This is a genomic window from Rhodococcus sp. NPDC056506 (assembly GCF_042794945.1).
Taxonomy (GTDB): Bacteria; Actinomycetota; Actinomycetes; order Mycobacteriales; family Mycobacteriaceae; genus Rhodococcus_F.
On record NZ_JBHTSW010000008.1, the window covers coordinates 19407 to 42333 of the forward strand.

A 22927-nucleotide genomic window follows, 5' to 3' on the forward strand; every position below is an offset into this window, starting at 1 on the left:
TAAGTATGGTAGGTGAGCGCTGATTGATCAAGGCCTTTCGGGGAATTGTTTTTTGCGGCGCCCCGAACGGTGTGGATCACTACAGGAGGACATATGCCGCGGCCACCGCAACGACTGCTCTCACCGGCGATCATCACCGAGGCAGCGATCGAGTCGGTGGACGAGTCCGGCGACTTCACGATGCCTGGACTCGCCGCAAGGCTGAAGGTTCGACCGTCGTCGCTCTACAACCACGTTTCCGGACGAGCCGAGATCGTCGAACTGATGAGGGCTCAACTGATGGCAGGAATCGACGTGAAGTCGGCCTCGGGGACCTGGAGTGAGACCGTCGCGGCGCTGGCAGCCGAGTACCGGCGAAGCTACGCCGCGCATCCTCGTCTGATTCCGCTCTTCACTGCGCAGACCGTGCAGGCCGGAGTGGCTTTCACCCTGTACAACGCATTGGCGCAGGCATTTGCCGATGGTGGCTTCGACCCGGCTGAAACACTGCACGCGATCACGACCGTCGACAGTTTTGTTCTCGGTTCGGCCTTGGACCTGGCGGCGCCGGACGTTCAGTGGGCGTCGGGGCCCGAAGCCAACGACGCGATGAAGGCGGCGTTGGCAACGTCCGGGAAGAATCCCGAACGTGCCGACGCCGCCTTCGAATTCGGCTTGCGGGTGTTGATGGCGGGCCTGATCGCGCAGGCTCCCGAAACCGCTGTCTCCTAGGACACGCTGAGGTCGTTCTCGTCGCGCAAAGCCTCCGTGTCGCGGTTGAGGGTCTTGCCCTCGAAGAACTCGGGATTGCGCACTCGCATGACCATCATCAGGACCGCGCCGAGGATGAGGATTCCGAAGCCGAGGAAGAAGACCAGGCCGATACCGCCGATGGATGCTCCACTGGCGTTGTCCGGATTCATACTCTCCTGGACCGAAATGACGAACACCGCAAACAGCATGAGACCACCGATGAGCGGGAACGCGAGCCGGAAGACGAAGTTTCGCACGCTGTCGAACACTGTCTTGCGGAAGTACCACACGCACGCGAATGCCGTGATGCCGTAGTACCAGCAGATCATGATGCCGAGTGCGGCGATCGTGTCGAGCAGTGCACTTTCGGACAGGAACGTGACAACGCTGTAGAACACTGCGGTCACCGCGCCGGCCACGACTGTGGCGTACGACGGCACCAGGAAGCGAGGGGAGACCTCGGCGAGTTTCTTGGGGAAGGCTCCGTACGCGCCCATGGCGAGCATGGTTCGTGCAGCGGGCAGGAACGTGGTCTGCAGGCTGGCGACGGAGGAGACGAAGACGGCGAGGAACAGGAGCATTCCGCCCCAGTTACCCAAGACCGGGTCGGCGAGGGCGCCGAAGACGTTCTCGGAGTTGTCGGGATTGCCGAGGCCGAGGCCTTCCTCGCCGACGCCGGCGTACATCATTGCGGCGACGGCGACCAGCAGGTAGGTCAGGAGAATGGTTGCGACACAGAGCAAACCGGCGCGGCCCGGAGTTTTCTTGGGGTTCTTCGACTCCTCGCCCAGCGTGAGACAGGTATCCCAGCCCCAGAACGCGAAGATCGATCCGGTGAGTCCGATGACGAATGCACCGATGGCGAGTCCGCTGAACGGGTTGAACCAACTCAGATCGAAGGACAATCCGGCCGGGGCATCGCCGGCGCCGACGTGAACCAGTGCAACGACGGCGAAGACGACGAGCAGCACCATCTGGAAACCGACGAGCGCGAACTGCACGCGCTCGCTGGTGGTGATTCCTCGACTGGCAATCCAGGTGGCCAAGGCGATGAACACCAGGGTGGTGCCGACGTTGACGAATTTGTTGCCCGGTAGATCGGCGATCGAGGGATTGTCGACCACCCGCGCTATGAACAGATAGAAGAAGTCGACGGCAATGGCCGCGAGGTTCGAGAGCACGATGATGGTGGCGATCACCATGCCCCAGCCGCACATCCAGCCGACGTATGGTCCGAATGCCTTGGTGGACCACGTGAATGACGCTCCGCAGTCAGGAGTGTCGGAGTTCAGTTCGCGGTACGCGTACGCGGTGAGGAACATCGGGATGAAGCCGGCGATGAAGATGGCGGGCATCTTGAGACCGACCGCAGCGACGATCAATCCGATGCTGGCCGTCAGGGTGTAACCCGGTGCCACGGAGGAGATTCCGAGGACTGCGCCGGAGATCATGCCGATCTTGCCGGTAGCGAGGCCTTTGGAACTCAGTTCGGTGCTGGTCATGACAGTGCCTCCGGCTGGGTGAATTCGTGCTTGGGCACTACGACCATGGGAACGGGCAACACGCGCAGCATCTTGGCGGCGGTGGAACCCAGGAAAAGTTTGCGGGGCTGGGCGAGGCGACTTGAACCGACCATCACGAGATCGCCGTCCTGCCAGTCCAGTTGACGCACTGCCGATTCCACGGTGGACCCGTCGGCGATGATGACCTCGATGGGGAACTCCGCGGGGAGCGCGGCTCTTGCGACGTCGAGTGTGTCCTGAGCGTGATTTCGTGCACGCTCCCTGGCCGACTCGGCGGTGTCGCGATGATCGCGCAGATCGTTCTGGGGGTCGAGCGCCACGAGAGAGACCAGTCGCAGCGGAACCTGCATCAGTTCGCTGGCGCGTACGGCGGTGTTCAAGACGATGTCGGCGCCGACGCGGGTGCCGAGTGCGCAGGTGACTTCTCGTATTGCAGTGGCCGCCGAGTGCCGCGTTCCGCGAGGCGCCAGTGCTACTGGGACGTGGGCGGAGTGCAGCAGTTCGGTCGAGACCGAACCTATCGCGTGACGGCCGAGCAGACCGTCGCCGGAAGCGCCCACCACGATCGCCAGCGCGTTCAGTCGGTCCACCTCGTCGAGCAGGCCCTGAGCGAACGACTCGTGGAAGCTCAGGTGTACTTCCACCTGGATGTCCTCGGGCACCGAGGCTTTCGCTTCGGCGAGCCAGTCGTGTGCACGTGCGGCGAGGATGTCGTCGTAGCCGGCTTCCGAGGGAACCTTGGCCGGCAGTGTCCGATCCGGTGGGAGGACCATGCAGATGTCGAGTTGCGCGCCGAGACTGCGCGCGAGCTGGGCCCCGAGGACCAGCCCGTCTTTACCGCTGGGTGTGGCGAGGTATCCGACGATAAGGCGCATGGTGGCTCTTTTCCGGATTGGAGGAATCTGCTGTGCGCCTTTATTAACCGCGGGGGGTCAATAAAGGCGCACAGCAGGAGGGGCGGCGACTCAGTCGTGTGAACTCATGACGTGCTTGAGGCGGGTGTAGTCCTCGACTCCGTAGGCCGAGAGATCCTTGCCGTAACCGGAGTACTTGAAGCCGCCGTGCGGCATCTCGGCGACGAGCGGGATGTGGCAGTTGATCCACACCGCACCGAAGTCGAGAGCAGCGGAGACGCGTTGCGTGACACCGTGATCCTTGGTCCAGATGCTCGAGGCCAGGCCGAACCGAACGTCGTTGGCAAGCGTGATCGCCTCCTTCTCGTCGGAGAAGCTCTGGACTGTGAGGATAGGACCGAAAGTCTCTTCCTGCACGATGTCGTCCGATTGTGCGACGCCAGTGATGACGGTCGGCTCGAAGAAGAATCCGGTCTCGCCCGAACGCTTTCCGCCGGTAACGATCTTGGCCGACGCCGGCAGGTTCGCGATCTTGTCGCTCACGGCGTTGAAGTGGTTGATGTTGTTGAGCGGACCGTAGAAGGCGTCAGGATCGGAAGGCGCTCCGGGTCGCAGCTTTTCGGCGTTACGCACGAGGGCTTCGACGAGCTGATCGTGGATGGATTCGTGAACGATCACGCGAGTGGCCGCGGTGCAGTCCTGACCGCCGTTGAAGAACGCTGCCTCGGCGATACCGGTGGCGGTCTTCTCGATGTCGACGTCGCCGAAGACGATGGCCGGGGCTTTGCCGCCCAGTTCGAGGTGTGCGCGCTTGAGTTGCTGCGCCGCGGACACCGCGACTGCGATGCCTGCCCGTACCGACCCCGTGATGGAGACGAGACCGAGGGCCGGGTTCTCCACCAACGTCGCGCCGGTTCCGCCGTTGCCGAGCACTACGTTGAACACACCGTCCGGCAGGATGCCCTTCGAGAGCTTCGCCAGGACCAACGTGCTGCCGGGTGTGGTGTCGCTGGGTTTGAGGACGATCGTGTTGCCGGCTGCGAGCGCGGGACCGATCTTCCACAGCGCCATCATGAACGGGTAGTTCCAGGGAGTGACCTGACCGACGACGCCGATCGGCTCACGGCGGACGTACGAGGTGAAACCTTCCATGTACTCTCCGGCAGCCTTGCCCTCGAGAAGGCGTGCGGCGCCGGCGAAGAACCGCATCTGATCGGCTCCGACCTTGACCTCTTCGTCGGCGATCATCTGGTGGGCCTGGCCGGTGTTGGCGCTTTCGGCCGCGACGATTTCGTCGCTGTGCGCTTCGATGGCGTCGGCGAGTTTGAGGAGTGCGGCCTGGCGCACGCTCGGAGTCGTCTTGCCCCAGGTCTCGAAGGCACGCTGCGCGGCTTCGACGGCGGCGTCGACGTCTTCCTTGGTGGAGACCGGCGTACGCCCGACCACACTCTCGTCCACGGGGTTGATCAGGTCGAGCGTTTCCGTCGCGGCTGAGGCGACGAATTCACCGTTGATGTAGTTCTCGAGTACGACGATCGACATCGGTACCGGTTCCTCTCGAGGTCGAACGAGTTCCGGCTGAGGTGATCAGCGCGGAACTCGCACTTTGTGGGGCGTGTGTGAGCAAGTGTGCGCTGACTCACAGGTAAAGACAGCTGCCAAAAAGGTGAAATCTTTGATCACCAACGCGCCGAGTTGTACAGTCCAGCGCATGACGATCGCTGTGCGGTGGATGTTGGCGCAGCCGGACCTCGCGCTGGAACTCAAAGGTGGGGCGCAGGGTGTCGGTCGCGAAATCACATTTGCGCACGCCACGGAGTTGCTCGACCCGTTCCGATGGTTGACCGGCGGCGAATTCATCCTCACCACCGGCATTCGATTGCCGTCCACTCAGCAAAAGCGCGGCCGTTATCTCCGGATGCTCGACGCAGCGGGTGTGGCGGCGGTGGGGTTCGGGACCGGACTCTCGTACCCCGAGGTTCCGGCCGATCTGGTGGCGGTTGCCGACGAGATCGGACTGCCGCTGATCGAGGTGCCGCTGCCGACGCCTTTCGCAGCCGTCGTCAAGCGCGTGATGAGCCGGTTGGCAGAGCAGGAGTACGAAGCTGTCCTTCGGGCGTCACGAGCGCAACCGCGGATGACACGCGCAGTCATTTCCGGTGGAACTGCCGCAACCGTGCGTGAACTGGCGATCGCGACTTCGGCGACGGTACTCCTGCTCGACGTCGCCGGACGGGTTCTCGAGAGCTCACCTCAACTGCCGACGGACGACGTGATCGAGGAATTGCGAGCAACTCTCGGGGGCGGCGCGTCCAGCAGCGTGACGCTTGCACGTTCCGGCGCGTCCATCGCCGTGCAGCAGATCAGCGTCGGGCGAACGCCGTACGGATACCTGGCGGTCATCAGTTCGTCTGCGCTCAGTTACGTCGATCAGATACTTCTCGGTCACGCGAACTCGTTGTTGGCGTTGGACTTCGAGAAACCTGCGCGCCTGCGTGCCACTCAGGATCAGTTGAATTCGCATGCCCTCGGACTGCTGCTCACCGAAGACCGCGACCCGGCGCCGGCGTGGCAACAGATCCGTCAGGCCGCCGACGGCGAGGGAATGATCCGTGGCCTGACAGTTCTTGCCGACACGTCCGATGTCGCGGGACGCGTCGCAGTCGAGATTGCCGAATTCATGAACAAGGCAGGGCGGCAGTTGTTCTCGCGGATCAACGACACTCGCGTCACGATGCTGCTGCGAGGAACCGACGACGTCGCGTTCGCCCGAGAGCTACTGAGCGGGGTATCGAGGTCGGATCTACGCTCACTTCGCGTCGGCCTGAGCGCGAGACGCGTGGTCGCGGCCCTTGCGGTCGCCGTCGAACAGTCCCAGCTGTGTGCGTCTGCGGCGGAAATCGGCGGTGAGCCTTTGGAATTCGCGGCGCTGACCGGAAGTGTGCTGCTGTCTTTCGATTCCACCCGTGAAGTGCTCAACACACTGGCGGAAACGATGATCACTCCGATCGAGGATTACGACCGTGACAACGGCACCGAACTGCTGGCGTCGTTGCGGGCATTTCTCGAGGCCAACGGGCACTGGGAAGCGGCAGCCATCACGATGGGCGTCCACCGGCACACGCTGCGAAGCCGAATGGCGAAGGTGGAGAGCCTGATCGACTGTCGACTCGAGGTAGCGAGAGTTCGTGCGGAGCTGCTGCTCTCGATCATTGCCCGGCAGTCGTGACTGCCGGGCAATGATCGAGACTTGGCAAAGCGGCCGTCAGGCCTTGTTGCGGGCGATGATGTCGGCGGCGGTTCGCTGCCCCATCCGGACGGCACCGTCGACGTGCTGGTACCCCTCTGCCGCGATGTCGGAGCACGAGAAGTGGATCGGGCCGACGGGCGTGCGGGAATCCGCGCCATATCGGTGCAGGCCACCGAGGTCGAAGCTCGCCGCGTACGCACCGCGGGTCCATTCCTCCGAGCCCCAGTCGGATTCGTAGTACACAACCGGCTCTTCGGCTTTCGGGCCCAGGTAGCGGGCGAGTGAGGCCAGAATCGTGGCCTTACGCTCCTCGACGGAAAGCTCGAACATCGCGTCGGCCTTCTCGTCGGAGACGAAAGCGACCAGGGTGCCCCGATCGTCCTCGTGGTTGGTGTTGTCGTACACCTCCTGCACTACCTCGGACGCGCCGAAGCCGGTGCCGGACAGGCCGTCTTCACGCCAGAAAGGCGTCCCGTACACGGCGTGCACCTTGATGACGAGGCCGAGGGACTGGTGTTGGTGCATCTGGTGCTGACGGCGCGGCAGCGGGGGATCGTAGGAGATCCGGGAGTAGAGGTTGGGCGGTACAGCCAGGATGACCCGGCTTGCCTCGACGCGAACGTCGCCGTCCGCCAACACCGTTGCGCCGGATTCGTTCCACTGCACCGTACGGACGGGCGCGTTGAGGAAGACGTCGTCACCGAGCGCCTCGGCCATGCGGATGGATACCTGCTGCATTCCGCCGACAACTCGCTTGTCGAGGATGAAGTCCTCGTCGACGAGGTGGGAGAACGAACCTGCGGAGGCGGCCATCAGGACTGCCTGCAGAGCGGAGAACGAGTGGGCGGGCTTGGTGAGCATGCCGCCGGCGATGAAAAGGCCGATGTTGTCGCGGGCCTCGGCGTCGTCGGACTGGTTGATCAGCCACTGCTTGAACGAGACGGTATCGAGATCGCGGGCGAGGGGGTGTGCCCACGGCTCCTCCGCGCCGATCTGCGCTGCGAGATCGTCCATCTCGTCGATGAGACGGTCCATCTCCTTCTTCGTGGTCTCGTTCGTGGGGAAGGAATCACCCGTGTACTGCGTCCGCTCACCCGCTGACGAGATGTAGACGGATTCGCCCTCTCGGTAGCGCTCGAACGTCGTGAGGCCGAGCTCGTCGAGCAAGGAGATCAGCGCGGTCTGGTCCGGGGAGACCCACTGGCCGCCGATTTCCAGGACTGCGCCGTCGATGGTGTCGGTCCACGTGCGGCCGCCGACACGGTCACGTGCTTCGATCACGGCGACGGACAAGCCGGCCTTGCGCAGCGCGGTTGCAGCTGCCAGGCCAGAGGGGCCGGCGCCGACGATTGCAACGTCTCTCTGGAGAGTAGGCACTTGCGAGCTCCTTCATGTTGAGCACCGCTCGAGTCGAAAAGCTGCCGACGAGCGAGTGAACGGGTGTCGGTTTTCAGTCTGTCCTGAGGAGACGCACGCCACACCTGACGAAACGGAGTGTTCGATCGTTGATCTTGTGCCGTTTAGGCGCGGCTAGCCGTTGATGACGTGACGATCGCCGAGCGGTCGGTTCAGCGGGACATCCAAGCTGCCGAACACGGCAACCAGAATGCACATCTTGTCCGCGGCCTCGGGCAGTGCCCCGGTTCGTAGAGTGACGATCACCGTCGTATCGGTCTCTTCGACGGTTGCGTACGCGCCGTAGCACTCCGGAGTGCCGGTCACGAAGTGGACGGCCACCGTGTGATCGTCGACCTCGGACCACGATTCGAACATCGTGGCCGTTGCTCCCACGATGTCGGTGCGACTGTCGAACTCCGTGCCCATCTCGCTGTCGTCGACCTCGTCGGGAACGGGCGTTCCGAGCGACCAGTCGGCGGGACTCGCTTCGTTGGCCGCCATCGGATTCGGTGCGGCAACCGGCCCGGTTGTCTGGGCCCCGACGGAGCATCCGGCCAAAGCAAGGCAGGCCAGAACGGCGAGGGTTAGTACACGCATGGATCCACCGTAACCCTGCTCAAGCGAGTAGTGCCGTGACCAGCGCAATTGCCGGAATCGACGCCAAAGTGGTGACAAAGGCGCTGTCTCGGGCGAGGACCATTCCGCGCCGGTAGCGGCTTGCGTAGATGAAGACGTTCTGCGCAGTCGGCAAGGTCGAGACGACCACGATCGCGAACAACTGATGGCCGTCGATGCCGAGGAGGAAATGCGCCATCAGGAAGGCCAACACAGGTTGGACGACGATTTTGAGCGTCGACGCCAGCGCGACGTCGCGGCGCGGACTCGAGCCCTTCTCCAAGACCCGCACGCCGTACAGCGAGAGCCCGAATGCCAAAAGCGCTCCGGGTACCGACGTGGCGCCGATCAATTCGAAAGGCTGCATCAGCGGCCGGGGCGGTGACCAACCGACCAACGCGACGATCAATCCCGCTGCGCCCGCGAGCACGATCGGGTTCTTGAACGGGGCGGTGACGGTGTCGATCAACGAGAGCTTCTCGGCATTCTCGCCGCGAAGCGCCGTCAGATCGAGGATCGTCAAAGCGATCGGGGAGTAGACGACGATCTGAAACAGCAGGAGCGGGGCAACGAACGTGGCATCGCCGAGCACGAATACCGCGATCGGGATTCCGAGGTTCGCCGAATTCACGTACGACGCAGACAGTGCGCCGATAGTCAGTTCGGGTAGCGGCCGATTGAGCCAGATCTTCGCGACGAGAACGTACAGAGCGCCGACGGCAAAGGCCGTGGCCGACGCAACCGCGAGCGTCGGCGAGAAGATCACCGACAAATCGGACGACGCGAGGGTCGTGAACAGCAGGGCAGGCGTCGCGACGAAGAAGACGAGTCGACCGAGAACGAACTGTCCTTGGCTACCGAGGGTGCCGAGACGGCCGAGGAGATACCCGACCGCGATGACAACAAAAATTACGGTGAAACCCGCAACAACTCCCGACACGCTGCGGGCACCTCTCGACTGGAATGAAGGACTTCGAGAAATCTTAGTCCGGGCAACAAAAAGGCCGCGCAGTCGAGTGACTGCGCGGCCTCTTCGGTACTTCTACGTGTGACTACCGTGCGGCGGTGAAGGGGAGCAACGCCATTTCGCGTGCGTTCTTCACGGCAACGGCGACCTGACGCTGCTGCTGCGGGGTCAGGCCCGTGACGCGACGGCTGCGGATCTTGCCGCGGTCCGAGATGAACGTGCGAAGCAAGTTGATGTCCTTGTAATCGACATGCGTGATCTTCGCTGCGAACAACGGGTTCTTCTTGGGCTTACGACCCTCTACGGGGCGTGGCTTCTTCGACGGTGAACGCTTGACTGCCATCCGACTTCCTTACCAGCTCGACTTGTGTACGCCAGGCAGTTCCCCACGGTGCGCCATTTCTCGCACGCGAATCCGGGAGAGCCCGAACTTCCGCAGGTGGCCGCGCGGACGTCCATCCGCAGCGTCTCGATTGCGCAATCGTACCGGACTGGCGTCGCGTGGTAGACGTTGCAGGGTCGCTTGGGCCTTCGCGCGCTCCTCGGGCGAGCTTTTCGGCGAGCGGATCGCCTCCTTGAGAGCGGATCGCTGCTCCGCGTACCGCTCGACGATGACCCGTCGCTGGTTGTTCTTGGCGATCTTCGACTTCTTGGCCATGCCTACTTCTCTTCTCGGAAATCGACGTGCTTTCGCAGCACCGGGTCGTACTTCTTCAGCACGAGTCGATCGGGGTCGTTGCGACGGTTCTTGCGGGTCACGTACGTGTATCCGGTGCCCGCGGTGGACTTGAGTTTCACGATCGGACGGATCTCGTTGCGCGCCATCTGCTCAGACCTTCTCGCCGCGGGCGCGAATCCGGGCGACGACGGATTCGATGCCGTCGCGGTCGATCGTCTTGATCCCCTTGGTCGAGAGAGTGAGCGTGATGCGGCGACCCTCGCTGGGCAGCACGTAGGTCTTGCGCTGGATGTTCGGGTTCCAGCGACGGTTCGAACGCTTGTGGGAGTGCGAGACGGATTTTCCGAACCCCGGCACACGTCCGGTCACTTGGCAGTGAGCCGACATGGGTGTTCCTTTCAACTTGCAGATGACAATCATTTTCGACAATGCGGTGAGATCAATGTACCGTTCAACCTCGGTAATGACAATCATTCCCAGAAAGGCCCGCTGTGAACACGATCTTGGACGGCAGGACTCCGCTGGTCCTGGTCGCCGGCATGAGCGAATCCACCCCACACACCGCACGAGCGTTGCTGCGAACCGGAACTGTTCTGGTCCATCACGACCTGAGTCACGTCCGTGAAGGGGTGGTCCGGCGGACGGTCACCTCGATGACCGGGAGTGCCGGGTCTGCCAGCACTGTGTCCGAGCGCGAGACGATCCTCGAGCTCGCGCACGGCTGCGTCTCCTGCACCCTGCGCGAAGACTTGCTGCCGCTCCTGCGCCGGCTTCACTCGCACAGTTCGGTCCAGCGGATCGTCTTGCTGCTGGACCGCCAACTCGAGCCCGAGGCGCTGTGCTGGGCGATCGAGCACGTCGTCGTGACCGGCGTCGTCGGCCAACTGGACGGACCGGCACAGCGCGATGTCCGCGTCGACGCTGTCGTGACGTGCATCGACGCGCAGACCTGGCTCGCCGACGCGACCGGCGACGAAGCTCTCGACGACGACCGCACCCTGGCTCAGGTCGTCGTCGGGCAGGTCGACTTCGCCGACGCGCTCGTCCTGCGCGGGTCCGACGGACTCGACGGCTGGCAGCGGTCCCGCCTGAACGCGGTTCTCGCGCGCATCGCTCCGCGGGTACCCGTCTTCGATGAGGGAGACGACATCGAGGCACTGCTCCTCGAGGTGCCTGCGGATGCACGACGCGGTGAACTGGCCGACGCACATTCACCGTTGCTGCGTCGCCAGCCGCCGCTCGACGACGACGGCGGAGTGATGCTGGTCGAGTTCACCGCGAACCGGCCGTTCCACCCCGGGCGTCTGCACGAGGCGATCGACGTCCTGCTCGAAGGCGTCGTGTACTCCCGGGGGCGCGTCTGGGTGGCGACGCAACCGGGTGAAGCGCTCTGGCTCGAATCGGCCGGCGGTGGCTTGCGGGTTGCCAGCGCAGACACCTGGCTGGCCGCGATGACGCCGGAGCAACGAGAGCGCGTTCCGGCCGAGCGCCGTGCCCTCGCGGCCCTGAAATGGGACGAGCGTTTCGGTGATCGCGACACCTCGATGGTCGTTCTGACCTGCGGTGCCAACCCGCTCGAGATCGACCGAACACTGCAGCATGCCTTGGTCACCGACGACGAATTGGCAGACGAAACGTCGTGGGCCACCTGGGAAGACCCGTTCGGTGAGTTCCACGAAGACCCGTGTGACGAATCCGAATCACCTTATGCCGAAACCGAATCAACGCGAGAGGGAAACGAATGAAGAAGCAGATGCACCCCGACTACCACCCGGTGGTGTTCCAGGACGCCAGCACCGGCAAGAGCTTCCTGACCCGATCGACCGTGACGAGTGACCGCACCGTCGAATGGGAAGACGGCGGCACGTACCCGCTGCTGGTCGTCGATGTCACGAGCGACTCGCACCCGTTCTGGACCGGAGCGCAACGCGTGATGGACACCGCCGGACGCGTCGAGAAGTTCGAGCGTCGCTACGGAAAGCGCAAGGCACTCTGATGGCCGTTCCCAAGCGGAAGATGTCGCGCTCCAACACGCGCAGTCGCCGTGCCCAGTGGAAGGCGACGGCGCCCGATCTGGTCGAGGTCACGGCCTTCGGCCAGACCCACCGGGTTCCCCGGCGACTGGTCAAAGCAGTTCGACTCGGGGTGATCGACCCGAGCCGCATCTGACCGTGCGATCCTTGGCCGGTGCTGCTGAGGATCCTCGAACTGGTGGGCATCGTGGCGTTCGCAGCCTCGGGTGCCCTGGTGGGCGTCACCAAGCGACTCGACATCTTCGGGGTGTGCTCGGTGGGTGTGTTCACCGGTATCGGCGGCGGTATCGTCCGCGACGTTCTCCTCGGCGTCCATCCGCCCAGCTCGCTGAGCAGTTGGCCGTACTTCGGAACGGCCGCCGCCACCTCACTCGCCGTGTTCTACCTCCACGAGCCGCTGAATCGACTGCGTCGTGAAATCCTGGCGCTCGACGCACTGGGAATGGGCCTGTTCGCGAGCACCGGCGCCGTCATCGCGCTGGACAACAACGCCAGTTCGCTGGCGGCGACGTTGATCGGTGCGACCGCTGCGATCGGCGGCGGAGTGATCCGCGACGTCCTCGTCAACGAGGTGCCGCTGCTCCTGCACAAGGACCTGTACGCGGTTCCCGCACTGCTCGGCGCTGCGTTGGTGGTCACAGTCTCGCAAGCCGGACTGTCCACCAACGCCGCGCTGGTATGCGGCACCGCATTCGCCGCAGTGTTCAGACTGCTTGCGTTGTGGCGTCATTGGAGCCTGCCGGGACCCCGGCGAACCCGGGACTGATCGCGACACGCCGGAGCCCGGAATCGGACCCTCTCAGCCGCATCTCAGCACTTCAGTCCAAACTGTCGGTATGCGTATTTTGGTGGTCGACGACGACCGGGCGGTTCGCGAGTCGCTTCGGCGGTCGCTCAGCTTCAACGGCTACACGGTCGAACTCGCGGTCGACGGGCTCGACGCTCTCGAGAAGATCCTCGCAAACCGGCCCGACGCCGTCGTTCTCGACGTCATGATGCCGCGACTCGACGGACTCGAAGTGTGCCGCCGATTGCGTAGCGCCGGCGACGACCTACCCATCCTGGTACTCACCGCTCGCGATTCGGTCAGCGAGCGAGTCGCCGGCCTCGACGCCGGAGCCGACGACTACCTGCCCAAGCCGTTTGCCTTGGAAGAACTGCTCGCGCGACTGCGCGCTCTGCTGCGTCGCACCGCACCCGATCTCGACGCCGATTCCGAGATGATGGCGTTCGAGGACCTCACCCTCGACCCGGTCACCCGCGAGGTCAAGCGCGGCGAACGATCGATCAGCCTCACCCGAACCGAGTTCTCCCTCCTCGAAATGCTCATGGCCAACCCGCGCCGCGTGCTGACTCGTGGACGCATTCTCGAAGAGGTGTGGGGATACGACTTCCCGACGTCCGGCAATGCGCTCGAGGTGTACGTCGGTTACCTGCGTCGTAAGACGGAGGCGGACGGCGAACCGAGGTTGATTCACACCGTCCGCGGAGTCGGCTACGTCCTGCGGGAGACGCCTCCGTGATCACCGCTCCGTTCGGCAAGAACGCCGAACCGAAGAAATCCTCCACCACCCAAGCGTCCGTCGAAATGCGCCCGCCGATGCCACTGACCCGTTCGGTGTCGCTGCGTTGGCGCGTGACACTGCTCGCTGCGTCGGTGGTGGCCATTGCCGTCGCAGTCATGGCGATCGCGGCGTACGCGGTGGTTTCGCGTGCGCTCTACGCGGACGTCGATCACCAGTTGCGGACCAGAGCAGCGGTGCTCATCGACAGTAATGTCGTGCGCTTCGATCCTCGCTACATCTCCGGCGCGACGCTCTACACCACCGACATCAGTGTTGCCCTGATCTTCTCGGATCTGAGCACGTACCAGCCGCCCGGTTCCGACGTGCCGATCGGTGAAGCCGAAGACGCCGTTGCGCGGGGCGAATCGGATTCCTCGCTGCGAACCGTCGACGGCCAGCGCGTGCTGGCCCAACGAACCCATGACGGAAGCACTTTGGTGATCGGGCAGCGGCTCGCGCCGACCGTGGCGGTACTGGACCGTCTGGCCTGGGTGCTCTTCGTGGTCGGCGGGTGTGGCGTCATTCTCGCGGCGGTGGCGGGTACTACCGTGGGCCGCACCGGTTTACGGCCCATCGCCAGGCTGACTGCAGCCACCGAACGCGTCGCCCGGACCGACGATCTGACGCAGATCCCCGTGACCGGCAGCGACGAATTGGCGCGCCTGACAGAGAGTTTCAACACGATGCTGCGGGCGCTCGCCGAGTCCCGCGAGCGTCAGTCGCGTCTCGTTGCGGACGCCGGACACGAGTTGCGCACACCGCTGACTTCGTTGCGTACCAACATGGAATTGCTCATCGCGTCCAGTCGACCAGGTGCGCCGCAGATTCCCGACGAGGACATGGCCGAACTGCGCGCCGACGTCGTCGCGCAAATCGAGGAACTGTCGACTCTTGTCGGCGACCTCGTCGATCTGGCCCGCGAAGACGCGCCCGAAACCGTGTACGAGCGCGTCGACGTCAGCGACGTCGTCGAGCGGGCGCTCGAGCGAGCACGGCGCAGGCGCAACGAAATCGAGTTCGAGGCGGTCACCACTCCGTGGTACGTCTACGGAGACCAGGCGGGCCTCTCGCGTGCCGTGCTCAACGTCCTCGACAACGCTGCGAAATGGAGCCCGAAGGGCGAACAGGTACGCGTCGAAATGCGTCCGGTCGGCCAAGGATTGTTGGAATTGACCGTAAGTGATGCGGGACCTGGCATTCCGGAGGAGGATCGGGAGTTGGTATTCGATCGTTTCTACCGGTCGACCGCGGCTCGGTCCATGCCGGGATCGGGTCTGGGACTTGCGATTGTGCGTCAGGTCGTCGTCAAGCACGGCGGCACCATCGCGATCGACGAATCCGATCGTGGGGGAGCGCTGGTTCGAATCGTGCTTCCCGGCGAACCGGGTCCGAGCGCCGAGTAGCGTGTTCAGGCGGCTGCCCAAGCCCGTCGGTCCCGCATATCGGTGACCGAGGTCACGGGGTAATGCGTTCGGGCCGAAAGTATTTCGGGCCGAGCCGGCAACACCGGTTTTTCACGTCGAACTCTGGGTAAAGTGACAGGCACGTCTCAGCGCCTTCTCAGCAGCGCAAGGCAGCATTGTCGGCAGAACAGTTGTGACTGCCCGTCCGGTGGTCACCGTAGACGAAAGCGAGCCGATGACCGAGGACCGTAACGTCGGGCCGACCCGGCCCGAGCAGCCCAACAGCGAGCCCACCACCCAGGCGCAGCCGCAGCAGCCTCCTGTGCAGCCGCAGCAGCCTCCTGTGCAGCCGCAGCAGCCGTACCAGCCGACCGAATCCTTTGCCCGACCCACCGAAAGCTTCGGGCAGGCGCCGCAGCAGCCCACGCAGGCTTTCGGACACCCGCACGGTGCTCATGAGGCGGCGTACCAGCAGAACGCTCCGTACGGCGCACCCAACCCGGGTGGCCCCGGCGGCCCGAACGGTCCGGGCGGCCACAATCAGATCCCAGCGCCGCTGCAGGGGCCGAACTCCGGTTCGACCACCACCAAGCCGAAGTCAGGACGCATGGCGCTGGTTGCCGGCGCTCTCGCCCTGGTCCTGGTCAGTGGTGGTGTCGGTGGCGTGGTCGGTGCCGTCGTAGCGGACCGCAACGGTGGAACCGCGACGGTCACCAACTCGTTGAACGCACCGAAGCCCACTGCGACCAACACGTCCAACGCTCCTGCCGGCTCGGTTCAGGCCGTTGCCTCGAAGGTGGTGCCCAGCGTCGTGCAGATCGAGGTGGCCACCGCTCAGGGACAGGGCGGTGAGGGTTCCGGTGTCATCCTGTCCTCCGACGGCCTGATCCTGACCAACAACCACGTTGCCGGTGCTCAGGGAGCGCAACTTCGCGTCGCGTTCTCCGACGGAACCAAGGCCTCGGCCACCCTGGTCGGTGCCGATCCAGTCTCCGACATCGCCGTCATCAAGGTCGACGGTCGCAACGACCTCACGCCCATCGATCTCGGTAACTCCGGCGACGTCCAGGTCGGACAGCAGGTTGTTGCCGTCGGGTCCCCGCTCGGTCTGGCCGGCACGGTCACCGAAGGCATCATCTCCGCCCTCGATCGTCCGGTGTCCACGAGCGGCGAGTCCGGCAACCAGAACACCGTCATCGACGCTCTGCAGACCGACGCAGCGATCAACCCCGGTAACTCTGGTGGCGCCCTCGTGAACATGGACGGCCAGCTGATCGGCATCAACACGGCGATCGCCTCCCTCGGGGCGTCCTCGGGTACCCAGGGCGGCTCCATCGGCCTCGGGTTCGCCATCCCGATCGATCAGGCACGCCGTGTCGCCGACGAGCTGATCAAGACCGGCAAGGCGACCCAGGCCATGATCGGCGTGACCGTGCCGTCGCAGGACAACGCCGACGGCGCAACCGTCATGGATGTCACCGCTGACGGGCCAGCTGCGAAGGCCGGCATCCCGAAGGGTGCAGTCATCACCAAAGTCGACGATCGTGTTGTCGCAGATGGTGATTCGCTGATCGCGGCAGTGCGTTCGCATGCTCCCGGAGACAAGGTCTCGATCACGTACAGCGACGGTGGGCAGACCAAGACCGTCGATGTCACGTTGGGAACCGCGGCGGCGCAGGGCGGCCGATGATGTTCGGCGATCAGCAGACGATCGACCCGATCTTCGGCCAGATCGCAACGGCGTCGGGATCGGACACTACGGTAGGAGTCATGGAACTCGAAGCCACATCGGCCGGCCGCGCTCTGGTCGTCATCGTCGACGATCGCACAGCCCACGGCGACAACACCGACTCCATCGGTCCTCTGGTCACGGAACTGCTGAACGAAGCGGGTTTTCTCGTCGATGCGACGGTTGCCGTCGCCGCCGACGAAGTGGAAATTCGCAACGCTCTCAACACAGCAGTCATCGGTGGCGTCGACCTCGTCATCTCGGTCGGCGGTACCGGGGTGTCCCCGCGTGACGTCACTCCCGATGTGACCGCCGAGGTTCTCGATCGCGAGATCCCGGGAATTGCCGAAGCACTTCGCGCTTCCGGTCTTTCGGCTGGATCACTCGACGCAGGCTTGTCCCGCGGCCTCGTCGGGGTTTCGGGCAGCACGTTGGTCGCCAACCTGGCGTCGACCAGGCCGGCGATTCGCGACGGCATGGCAACCCTGACGGCACTGGCGAGCCACGTCATCGCCGAGCTGTCCAGCCTCGAGGGCTGAGACGGTTTGCCCGAACAGCCGGATATCCCGAAGAAGCCGCCAGTCGACAAGAAGCGCCTGGCGCGCATCTTCGGGGACGTCTTTCCCGAGACGACGTCGGACGAGCGGGGTCCGGAAGGATCGTCGCGATCCTCGGACGACGAATGGCTGCGCAGCCAGCGGCCCCCGCACCACGGTGGTTGAGTAGAAAATCAGGCCCTCGGACGCAATGTCCGAGGGCCCGATTTGTTCTGTGGGCACTGCCTATTCGAGCGTCTTGGCGTGCGCTCCCGTGTCGGCGCCACTGTTGGCGGAGAGGATGTCGCGGATCTGGATGAGCAGATCGGTTTCGCTGGCTTCCTTGTCCTCGGGCTCGGAGACGAACTTCTTCTTCGCCGCATTCGCGGGAACGATGAGGACGAAGTAAACGACCGCTGCGATGATGACGAAGTTGATGATCGCGGTGACCACTGCGCCGATATTCACGAAGGTTTCCGGATTGCCTGAGATGATCTCAGTGCCCCAGCCCAACTCGTTGGATCCGCCGATTGCGGCAATGAGCGGGTTGATGATGTTGCTAGTAAATGCCGTGACGATGGCAGTGAAGGCTGCGCCGACGACAACTGCGACGGCCAGGTCGAGCACGTTTCCGCGAAGCAGGAAATCCTTGAATCCCTTGAGCATGTCGGTGTCCCCTCGAGTCTCCGATGGCAAGTGCCAGATGGTCCGTTGATACCGAACCGACTGGAAAAATCCTAGAGGAGCTTCGGCCGCTTTGTGCGGTCAGCGAAATGTCACGGTGATCGCATTGGACAGAGATGCGGCGGCTACGACGTTGGCCGCCGGTGTCGGCAGGGCCAGCAGAATCACCTGTTCCTGCTGGTTACGTGTACTTTCCGAGGTGGTGACCAGCGCGACGACCGCCCCCGCGGCAAGAATCTGCGGGGCCTTGTCGGCAATTGATTCGTTGGGTGTGTCGGAGCGGGGTGTGTCTGGGCCGACAGTCAGGACGTCGACGACATCGCCGCTGCGCAAAATATCTGCAACGGCCGCATCGGCGAGTCGAACGGGAACGATGCGGGCGTCGTCGGTGCCCACCGACAACCCGGCCAACCGGGGGCTGAGAACACGCACGTCGGTGACGGTTTCTCCGGAGCGAATCGGGCCGGCAACGGTTCTGCCGACTACCAGGTCGGTATCGGAGACAACTCCTTCCGGAAGGTGTTTCGAGTCGATCTCGCGGACCTCGACATCCGAATCCGCGATCACCTGCCCCGGAGTGAGATCGCGGTTCGAGACAACTACGGCGACGGTGTCGGTCGCGGGATCGCCTCGAAAGAAAAGAACAACGCCGAGTGTGGCCAGGGCAACGGCTGCGATCTTGCGGACGGTCGCCGAGCGAAATCGTGTGCCGCGTGACAGTTCGACGAGGCGATCGAAGGTGTTCGGCGTGAGATCGAGTTGGGCGCGCAATGGATGGGAGCGCCTCGGCGAACGAGAACGTACTGACGGCATTCATGCACGTTAGGGCCGGAAGCGGTGCTTCCGGCCCTAACGATGTGAACCTGTGGACAACCCGGAGGTTGTGGAAATCAGCTCGCGGCAGCCTTCGCGGGCGCCGGCGTGCTGGTCGACGAACTCGAGGTCGAAGAGGAGTCCGACTTGGACTCGGACTTCGCGGCGGGTGCCGAATCGCTCTTGGCCGGCTCGCTCGCTGTTCCGGAGCCGCCGCGGCTGTCGGTGCGGTAGAAGCCGCTGCCCTTGAACACGATGCCAACAGAGTTGAACAGCTTGCGGAGCTTGCCTGAGCAGGCTGGGCAGACCGTCAGCGAATCTTCGCTGAAGGACTGGACGATGTCGAAACGGTTGTCACATTCCGTACATGCGTATGAGTAGGTGGGCACCGGGCTTCCTCCGCACTGTGATGTTCGAGCAGCCGCGTATTTACACCGCAGCCTTTAGCACTCTACAAGTGACAGTGCCAACAGCGCTAATCAGGGATCTATTCCCGCAGATCATTCGCGCTGGAGCCGTGTGAGGCCGCCACCCGGCGTCAATGCCCAGCCCATGGGAATGTCGTGGTCGTCTGCCGGCAAGTTCTCGACGAGTTCGGAGTCTCTGACGAGGGCCACCAATCGAGTCTGCGAGCCGACCGACCCGAGAGTGCGGTCGTAGAAGCCTGCGCCACGGCCGAGGCGTGTTCCGCGAAAGTCCACCGCAAGTGCAGGGATCAGCATGCATTCCACCTCGGACAGGGTTTCCGGTGGTAGGACGGGTCCGACGGGCTCCCGAATGCCGTACTTCGCCGGGCGCAAACCGTCGGCGCCGCTGTACTGGACCCAAGACAAGGGTCCGGGCTCCCCGGTGATCGGAAGTAGTACTCGCTGGGCGATCGCGGCAACGGCGTCGAGCAAGTCGGTGGATCCGGGTTCGGTGCGAGTGGGGACATACGCACACACCGTTGACCCGTCGACGATCACCGACCGCAGGTGCGTGATCAACGCCGCGGTTTCCGTGTTTCGAGTGTGCTCCGAGACTGCTTCACGGGCTGCGAGTGCGATTTGTCGCCATTGCGCTTTTGTCCGAGGTGTCACCCCGCAACGATATTCGTCTTGCTGACCGAGCGGTAACAAGCGGCGGCTAAGGTGTTGGCATGACAGACGTTGTCGCTAGCAGCACGAGGGCCTTCCGTACGGCCGTGGTCCCCGCAGCCGGACTTGGTACGCGCTTCCTGCCTGCCACCAAGACGGTTCCGAAAGAATTGCTGCCGGTCGTGGACACACCGGGTATCGAACTGGTGGCAGGTGAAGCCGCCGACTCGGGAGCCGAGCGGCTCGTCATCGTGACGTCCCCGGGCAAAGACGGAGTGGTTGCTCACTTCGTCGAGGATCTCGTGCTCGAAAGCAAGCTGGAAGCAAGCGGAAAACTTGCTGCCCTGGCAAAGGTGCGCAAAGCGCCCGGTTTGCTCGAAGTCGATTCCGTGATTCAGGAACAGCCCCTCGGGCTCGGGCATGCCGTCGGTTGTGTCGAGTCGGTTCTCGACGACGACGAGGATGCCATCGCGGTCCTTCTGCCCGACGATCTGGTACTGCCGCGTGGTGTCCTGGAGATCATGGCGCGAGTTCGGGCCAAGCGCGGCGGCTCCGTTCTCTGTGCAATCGACGTCCCCAAAGATGCGGTCAGTGCGTACGGCGTCTTCGACGTCGAGATCGTTCCCGACGCGGTCAATCCCGACGTACTCAAGGTCGTCGGCATGGTCGAGAAGCCCGCTGTAGAAGATGCGCCGTCGACTTTTGCCGCGGCGGGTCGCTACCTGCTCGACCGTGCGATCTTCGACGCACTTCGTCGTATCAAGCCGGGAGCCGGCGGTGAGTTGCAACTCACCGACGCCATCGCGCTCCTGATTTCCGAGGGCCATCCGGTTCACGTGGTTGTGCACCGCGGAACACGTCATGACCTGGGCAACCCCGGCGGGTACCTCCGCGCTTCGGTTGACCTGGCTCTCGACAGTGACGACTACGGCCCGTCCTTGCGTAAGTGGCTCGCGGATCGACTCGACCGCTGAGCGTGTCGCCACGGTGGTTGATCGCCCGATAACGCAGTATCAATGTGCTTGTCCCTTTTCGAAGGCAAGGCATCATGAGCTGACGGATATCACCGAATTTCCAGACACAGGAGGACGCGGACCAGATGCGGTCGGTTGAGGAGCAGCAGACCAGGGTTACCGCTGCTGCAGTGGCACCCCGTCCGGTTCGGGTCGCCATCTCGGAGGCGCAGGGACTGCTGTGTGCCGAGGAAGTGGTGACCGAACGCCCATTGCCAGGATTCGATCAAGCTGCGATCGACGGTTACGCGGTTCGCAGCGTCGATGTCGCCGGTGCGGGAGCCGATCTCCGAGGAGAGGACGGCGAGCCCACGGACCTCAGCTTGCCGGTGGTCGGCGAGGTGACGGCGGGCTCACGCCAACCGATCCGGCTGCAACCTCGTCAGGCTGTCCGAGTCGACACCGGCGCGCCGTTGCCCACGCTGGCCGACGCAGTTCTTCCACTCGAGAACACCGACGGTGGTCGCGCTCGCGTTCGGATCTTCGAGCCGGTGCGTTCGGGCGATTACGTTCGCCGTGCAGGCGATGACGTCCAGCCGGGCGACGTCGCCGTTCGGGCAGGCACCATCATCGGAGCCGCACAGGTCGGGTTGCTTGCCGCCGTCGGCCGCGACAAAGTGCTCGTCCATCCACGTCCGCGCCTCTCGGTCATCAGCGTCGGTGGAGAACTCGTCGACGTGGATCGCACGCCGGGGCCTGGTCAGGTCTACGACGTCAATTCGTATGCTCTCGCTGCCGCCGCGCGCGATGCCGGTGCCGACGTCAACCGCGTGGGAATCGCAGGCAACGACTCGCGTCGTCTTCGTGAAGTAGTCGAGGGTCAGCTGATTCGCTCGGAAATCGTTGTCATCGCCGGTGCAGTGGGCGGCGGAGCGTCCGACGAAGTTCGTGAGGCGCTTGCCGATCTGGGGACACTCGAGGTCGAGCGCGTTGCCATGCATCCGGGATCAGTCCAGGGTTTCGGTCAGCTGGGACGAGACGAGGTTCCGACCTTTCTCCTACCGTCCAACCCGGTCAGCGCACTGGTGGTATTCGAAGTCATGGTTCGCCCGCTGATCAGAATCGCACTGGGACGACGCCAACCGATGCGACGAGTAGTGAAGGCGCGCACGGTGGGAACGATCACGTCGATCGCCGACCGCAAGGGCTTCCTACGTGGTCAGCTGATGCGTGACGAAGCGACGGGGGAGTACCTGGTGCAGGCTCTCGGCGGTGCACCCGGCGCGTCCTCCCACCTCCTCGCGACTTTGGCGGAAGCCAATTGCCTGGTTCTTGTCGATCGAGACGTCACCGAAGTGCACATCGGTGAAGAAGTCGACGTAGCTTTTCTCGCCCAACGTGGGTAACGCCGACCCGAGTGGGGTGTGATGTCAGTCCATCCAGGATGGCCGGAAGATCTCGGCCCGCTGCGAGTGCCCGCGGGCGTGGTGACCGTCCGCCCCGTCAAACTTCGTGACGCTGCCGTGTGGAGTCGTCTCCGCATTCGCGATCGCGAGCACCTCGAGCCGTGGGAGCCCACCGGAGAATCGCCCTGGGATGCTCGCCATCACATCACCGTCTGGCCCTCCCTGTGCGGGAACCTTCGCTCCGAAGCGCGCAAGGGCAGGATCCTTCCGCTGGTGATCGAACTCGACGGGAAGTACTGCGGGCAGGTCACCATCGGAAATGTGGTGCGCGGCGCCCTGAGGTCCGCCTGGGTGGGCTATTGGGTCGCCTCGCACGTCACCGGTGGGGGCGTTGCCACAGCGGCCGTTGCGCTCACACTCGATCACGCATTCTCGAAGGTCGGTCTGCATCGAGTGGAGGCCACTGTTCGGCCGGAGAACGCGTCGAGTCGCGCAGTCCTACGAAATGTGGGGTTCCGGGAGGAAGGTCTCCTCAAACGCTATCTCGATGTAGACGGCCAATGGCGCGATCATCTTCTGGTCGGAATGACGATCGAGGAAGTGCCCACCACCGTCGTCGACAGATTGGTGCGATCCGGGCGCGCTTCGTGGGTGTGACGAAGACGGCGCCAGAAGCGTGAGAAACGCGAGCTAAACAGCAGTTACCGCTGA

The 22927-nt window shown here is 63.9% G+C and carries 28 protein-coding genes; 14 read left to right on the top strand and 14 right to left on the bottom strand.

Annotated features, from left to right (window positions below):
- Positions 1–93: 93 nt before the first annotated feature.
- Positions 94–711, top strand: coding sequence for a TetR/AcrR family transcriptional regulator C-terminal domain-containing protein (locus ACFQ6H_RS09890; RefSeq protein ID WP_378645837.1), 618 nt, complete (start codon positions 94–96; stop codon positions 709–711).
- Here the strand turns inward: ACFQ6H_RS09890 and ACFQ6H_RS09895 are convergent.
- The 3 genes from ACFQ6H_RS09895 to ACFQ6H_RS09905 form a co-directional block, all read right to left on the bottom strand.
- Positions 708–2234 carry an APC family permease gene (locus tag ACFQ6H_RS09895; RefSeq protein WP_283302079.1) on the bottom strand — a complete coding sequence of 509 codons (1527 nt, stop codon included), beginning with the start codon at positions 2232–2234 and terminating at the stop codon, positions 708–710. The two genes, ACFQ6H_RS09890 and ACFQ6H_RS09895, sit on opposite strands and share 4 nt — an antisense overlap.
- Complete coding sequence (locus ACFQ6H_RS09900; RefSeq protein WP_007727555.1) at positions 2231–3130, bottom strand: universal stress protein; 900 nt, start codon at positions 3128–3130, stop codon at positions 2231–2233. The genes ACFQ6H_RS09895 and ACFQ6H_RS09900 overlap by 4 nt, the downstream gene beginning before the upstream one ends.
- 90 nt (positions 3131–3220) lie before the next feature.
- Complete coding sequence (locus ACFQ6H_RS09905) at positions 3221–4651, bottom strand: gamma-aminobutyraldehyde dehydrogenase (RefSeq protein ID WP_003946421.1); 1431 nt, start codon at positions 4649–4651, stop codon at positions 3221–3223.
- 169 nt (positions 4652–4820) lie between these two features.
- Here ACFQ6H_RS09905 and ACFQ6H_RS09910 point away from each other — a divergent pair, with 169 nt between their 5' ends.
- Positions 4821–6338, top strand: coding sequence for a PucR family transcriptional regulator (locus ACFQ6H_RS09910; RefSeq protein WP_378645840.1), 1518 nt, complete (start codon positions 4821–4823; stop codon positions 6336–6338).
- Between the two features lie 36 nt (positions 6339–6374).
- Here ACFQ6H_RS09910 and ACFQ6H_RS09915 read toward each other — a convergent pair whose 3' ends face one another.
- From ACFQ6H_RS09915 to rpmB, 7 genes are all read right to left on the bottom strand, one after another.
- Positions 6375–7736 (bottom strand): flavin monoamine oxidase family protein, encoded by a 1362-nt coding sequence (locus ACFQ6H_RS09915; protein ID WP_378645843.1) that lies wholly within the window; start codon positions 7734–7736, stop codon positions 6375–6377.
- Between the two features lie 153 nt (positions 7737–7889).
- Positions 7890–8354 (bottom strand): hypothetical protein, encoded by a 465-nt coding sequence (locus ACFQ6H_RS09920; RefSeq protein WP_378645846.1) that lies wholly within the window; start codon positions 8352–8354, stop codon positions 7890–7892.
- 19 nt (positions 8355–8373) lie between these two features.
- Positions 8374–9312, bottom strand: a complete 939-nt coding sequence (locus ACFQ6H_RS09925) for an AEC family transporter (protein WP_378645849.1) — start codon at positions 9310–9312, stop codon at positions 8374–8376.
- 112 nt (positions 9313–9424) lie between these two features.
- Entirely contained in the window at positions 9425–9682 is a 258-nt protein-coding gene (gene rpsR / locus ACFQ6H_RS09930; RefSeq protein ID WP_003946414.1) for a 30S ribosomal protein S18, read from the bottom strand.
- A gap of 9 nt (positions 9683–9691) precedes the next feature.
- The gene (gene rpsN, locus ACFQ6H_RS09935) at positions 9692–9997 is read right to left on the bottom strand and encodes a 30S ribosomal protein S14 (protein WP_019744735.1); all 306 of its coding nucleotides are present in this window, start codon (positions 9995–9997) and stop codon (positions 9692–9694) included.
- A 2-nt stretch (positions 9998–9999) separates the two neighbouring features.
- Complete coding sequence (gene rpmG / locus ACFQ6H_RS09940; protein ID WP_003946358.1) at positions 10000–10164, bottom strand: 50S ribosomal protein L33; 165 nt, start codon at positions 10162–10164, stop codon at positions 10000–10002.
- 4 nt (positions 10165–10168) lie between these two features.
- Complete coding sequence (gene rpmB / locus ACFQ6H_RS09945) at positions 10169–10405, bottom strand: 50S ribosomal protein L28 (RefSeq protein ID WP_020908631.1); 237 nt, start codon at positions 10403–10405, stop codon at positions 10169–10171.
- Positions 10406–10509: 104 nt separating this feature from the next.
- Between rpmB and mrf the strand changes: the two genes are divergently transcribed.
- The 9 genes from mrf (at position 10510) to ACFQ6H_RS09990 (ending at position 17470) form a co-directional block, all read left to right on the top strand.
- Entirely contained in the window at positions 10510–11763 is a 1254-nt protein-coding gene (gene mrf, locus ACFQ6H_RS09950; protein WP_378543565.1) for a ribosome hibernation factor-recruiting GTPase MRF, read from the top strand.
- Positions 11760–12014 (top strand): type B 50S ribosomal protein L31, encoded by a 255-nt coding sequence (locus tag ACFQ6H_RS09955; protein ID WP_019744731.1) that lies wholly within the window; start codon positions 11760–11762, stop codon positions 12012–12014. Before mrf ends, ACFQ6H_RS09955 begins: the two co-directional genes overlap by 4 nt.
- Complete coding sequence (gene rpmF, locus ACFQ6H_RS09960) at positions 12014–12187, top strand: 50S ribosomal protein L32 (RefSeq protein ID WP_007727540.1); 174 nt, start codon at positions 12014–12016, stop codon at positions 12185–12187. Before ACFQ6H_RS09955 ends, rpmF begins: the two co-directional genes overlap by 1 nt.
- Before the next feature lie 18 nt (positions 12188–12205).
- On the top strand, positions 12206–12817 hold the full coding sequence (locus ACFQ6H_RS09965; RefSeq protein WP_003946409.1) for a trimeric intracellular cation channel family protein: 612 nt from the start codon (positions 12206–12208) through the stop codon (positions 12815–12817).
- Between the two features lie 70 nt (positions 12818–12887).
- On the top strand, positions 12888–13574 hold the full coding sequence (locus ACFQ6H_RS09970) for a response regulator transcription factor (RefSeq protein ID WP_003946387.1): 687 nt from the start codon (positions 12888–12890) through the stop codon (positions 13572–13574).
- 65 nt (positions 13575–13639) lie between these two features.
- Positions 13640–15019 carry a HAMP domain-containing sensor histidine kinase gene (locus ACFQ6H_RS09975; protein WP_020908630.1) on the top strand — a complete coding sequence of 460 codons (1380 nt, stop codon included), beginning with the start codon at positions 13640–13642 and terminating at the stop codon, positions 15017–15019.
- A gap of 235 nt (positions 15020–15254) precedes the next feature.
- Positions 15255–16709, top strand: coding sequence for a S1C family serine protease (locus ACFQ6H_RS09980; protein ID WP_378645852.1), 1455 nt, complete (start codon positions 15255–15257; stop codon positions 16707–16709).
- An 80-nt stretch (positions 16710–16789) separates the two neighbouring features.
- Positions 16790–17287, top strand: coding sequence for a molybdenum cofactor biosynthesis protein B (locus tag ACFQ6H_RS09985; RefSeq protein WP_283303020.1), 498 nt, complete (start codon positions 16790–16792; stop codon positions 17285–17287).
- Positions 17288–17293: 6 nt separating this feature from the next.
- Positions 17294–17470 carry a hypothetical protein gene (locus ACFQ6H_RS09990; RefSeq protein WP_378645855.1) on the top strand — a complete coding sequence of 59 codons (177 nt, stop codon included), beginning with the start codon at positions 17294–17296 and terminating at the stop codon, positions 17468–17470.
- Between the two features lie 60 nt (positions 17471–17530).
- Here ACFQ6H_RS09990 and mscL read toward each other — a convergent pair whose 3' ends face one another.
- The 4 genes from mscL to ACFQ6H_RS10010 all read right to left on the bottom strand — a co-directional run bounded on the left by mscL (position 17531) and on the right by ACFQ6H_RS10010 (position 19860).
- Positions 17531–17950 carry a large conductance mechanosensitive channel protein MscL gene (gene mscL / locus ACFQ6H_RS09995; protein ID WP_378645858.1) on the bottom strand — a complete coding sequence of 140 codons (420 nt, stop codon included), beginning with the start codon at positions 17948–17950 and terminating at the stop codon, positions 17531–17533.
- A 99-nt stretch (positions 17951–18049) separates the two neighbouring features.
- The gene (locus ACFQ6H_RS10000; RefSeq protein WP_378645861.1) at positions 18050–18781 is read right to left on the bottom strand and encodes an SAF domain-containing protein; all 732 of its coding nucleotides are present in this window, start codon (positions 18779–18781) and stop codon (positions 18050–18052) included.
- A gap of 77 nt (positions 18782–18858) precedes the next feature.
- The gene (locus ACFQ6H_RS10005) at positions 18859–19170 is read right to left on the bottom strand and encodes an FmdB family zinc ribbon protein (protein ID WP_003946378.1); all 312 of its coding nucleotides are present in this window, start codon (positions 19168–19170) and stop codon (positions 18859–18861) included.
- Between the two features lie 111 nt (positions 19171–19281).
- The gene (locus ACFQ6H_RS10010) at positions 19282–19860 is read right to left on the bottom strand and encodes a 5-formyltetrahydrofolate cyclo-ligase (protein ID WP_378645864.1); all 579 of its coding nucleotides are present in this window, start codon (positions 19858–19860) and stop codon (positions 19282–19284) included.
- A gap of 59 nt (positions 19861–19919) precedes the next feature.
- Between ACFQ6H_RS10010 and ACFQ6H_RS10015 the strand changes: the two genes are divergently transcribed.
- The 3 genes from ACFQ6H_RS10015 to ACFQ6H_RS10025 all read left to right on the top strand — a co-directional run bounded on the left by ACFQ6H_RS10015 (position 19920) and on the right by ACFQ6H_RS10025 (position 22873).
- The gene (locus tag ACFQ6H_RS10015) at positions 19920–20831 is read left to right on the top strand and encodes a UTP--glucose-1-phosphate uridylyltransferase (protein WP_019744725.1); all 912 of its coding nucleotides are present in this window, start codon (positions 19920–19922) and stop codon (positions 20829–20831) included.
- A gap of 125 nt (positions 20832–20956) precedes the next feature.
- Positions 20957–22216 (top strand): gephyrin-like molybdotransferase Glp, encoded by a 1260-nt coding sequence (gene glp, locus ACFQ6H_RS10020; RefSeq protein WP_317554289.1) that lies wholly within the window; start codon positions 20957–20959, stop codon positions 22214–22216.
- Positions 22217–22237: 21 nt separating this feature from the next.
- Complete coding sequence (locus tag ACFQ6H_RS10025; RefSeq protein ID WP_007727523.1) at positions 22238–22873, top strand: GNAT family N-acetyltransferase; 636 nt, start codon at positions 22238–22240, stop codon at positions 22871–22873.
- Positions 22874–22927: the final 54 nt, after the last annotated feature.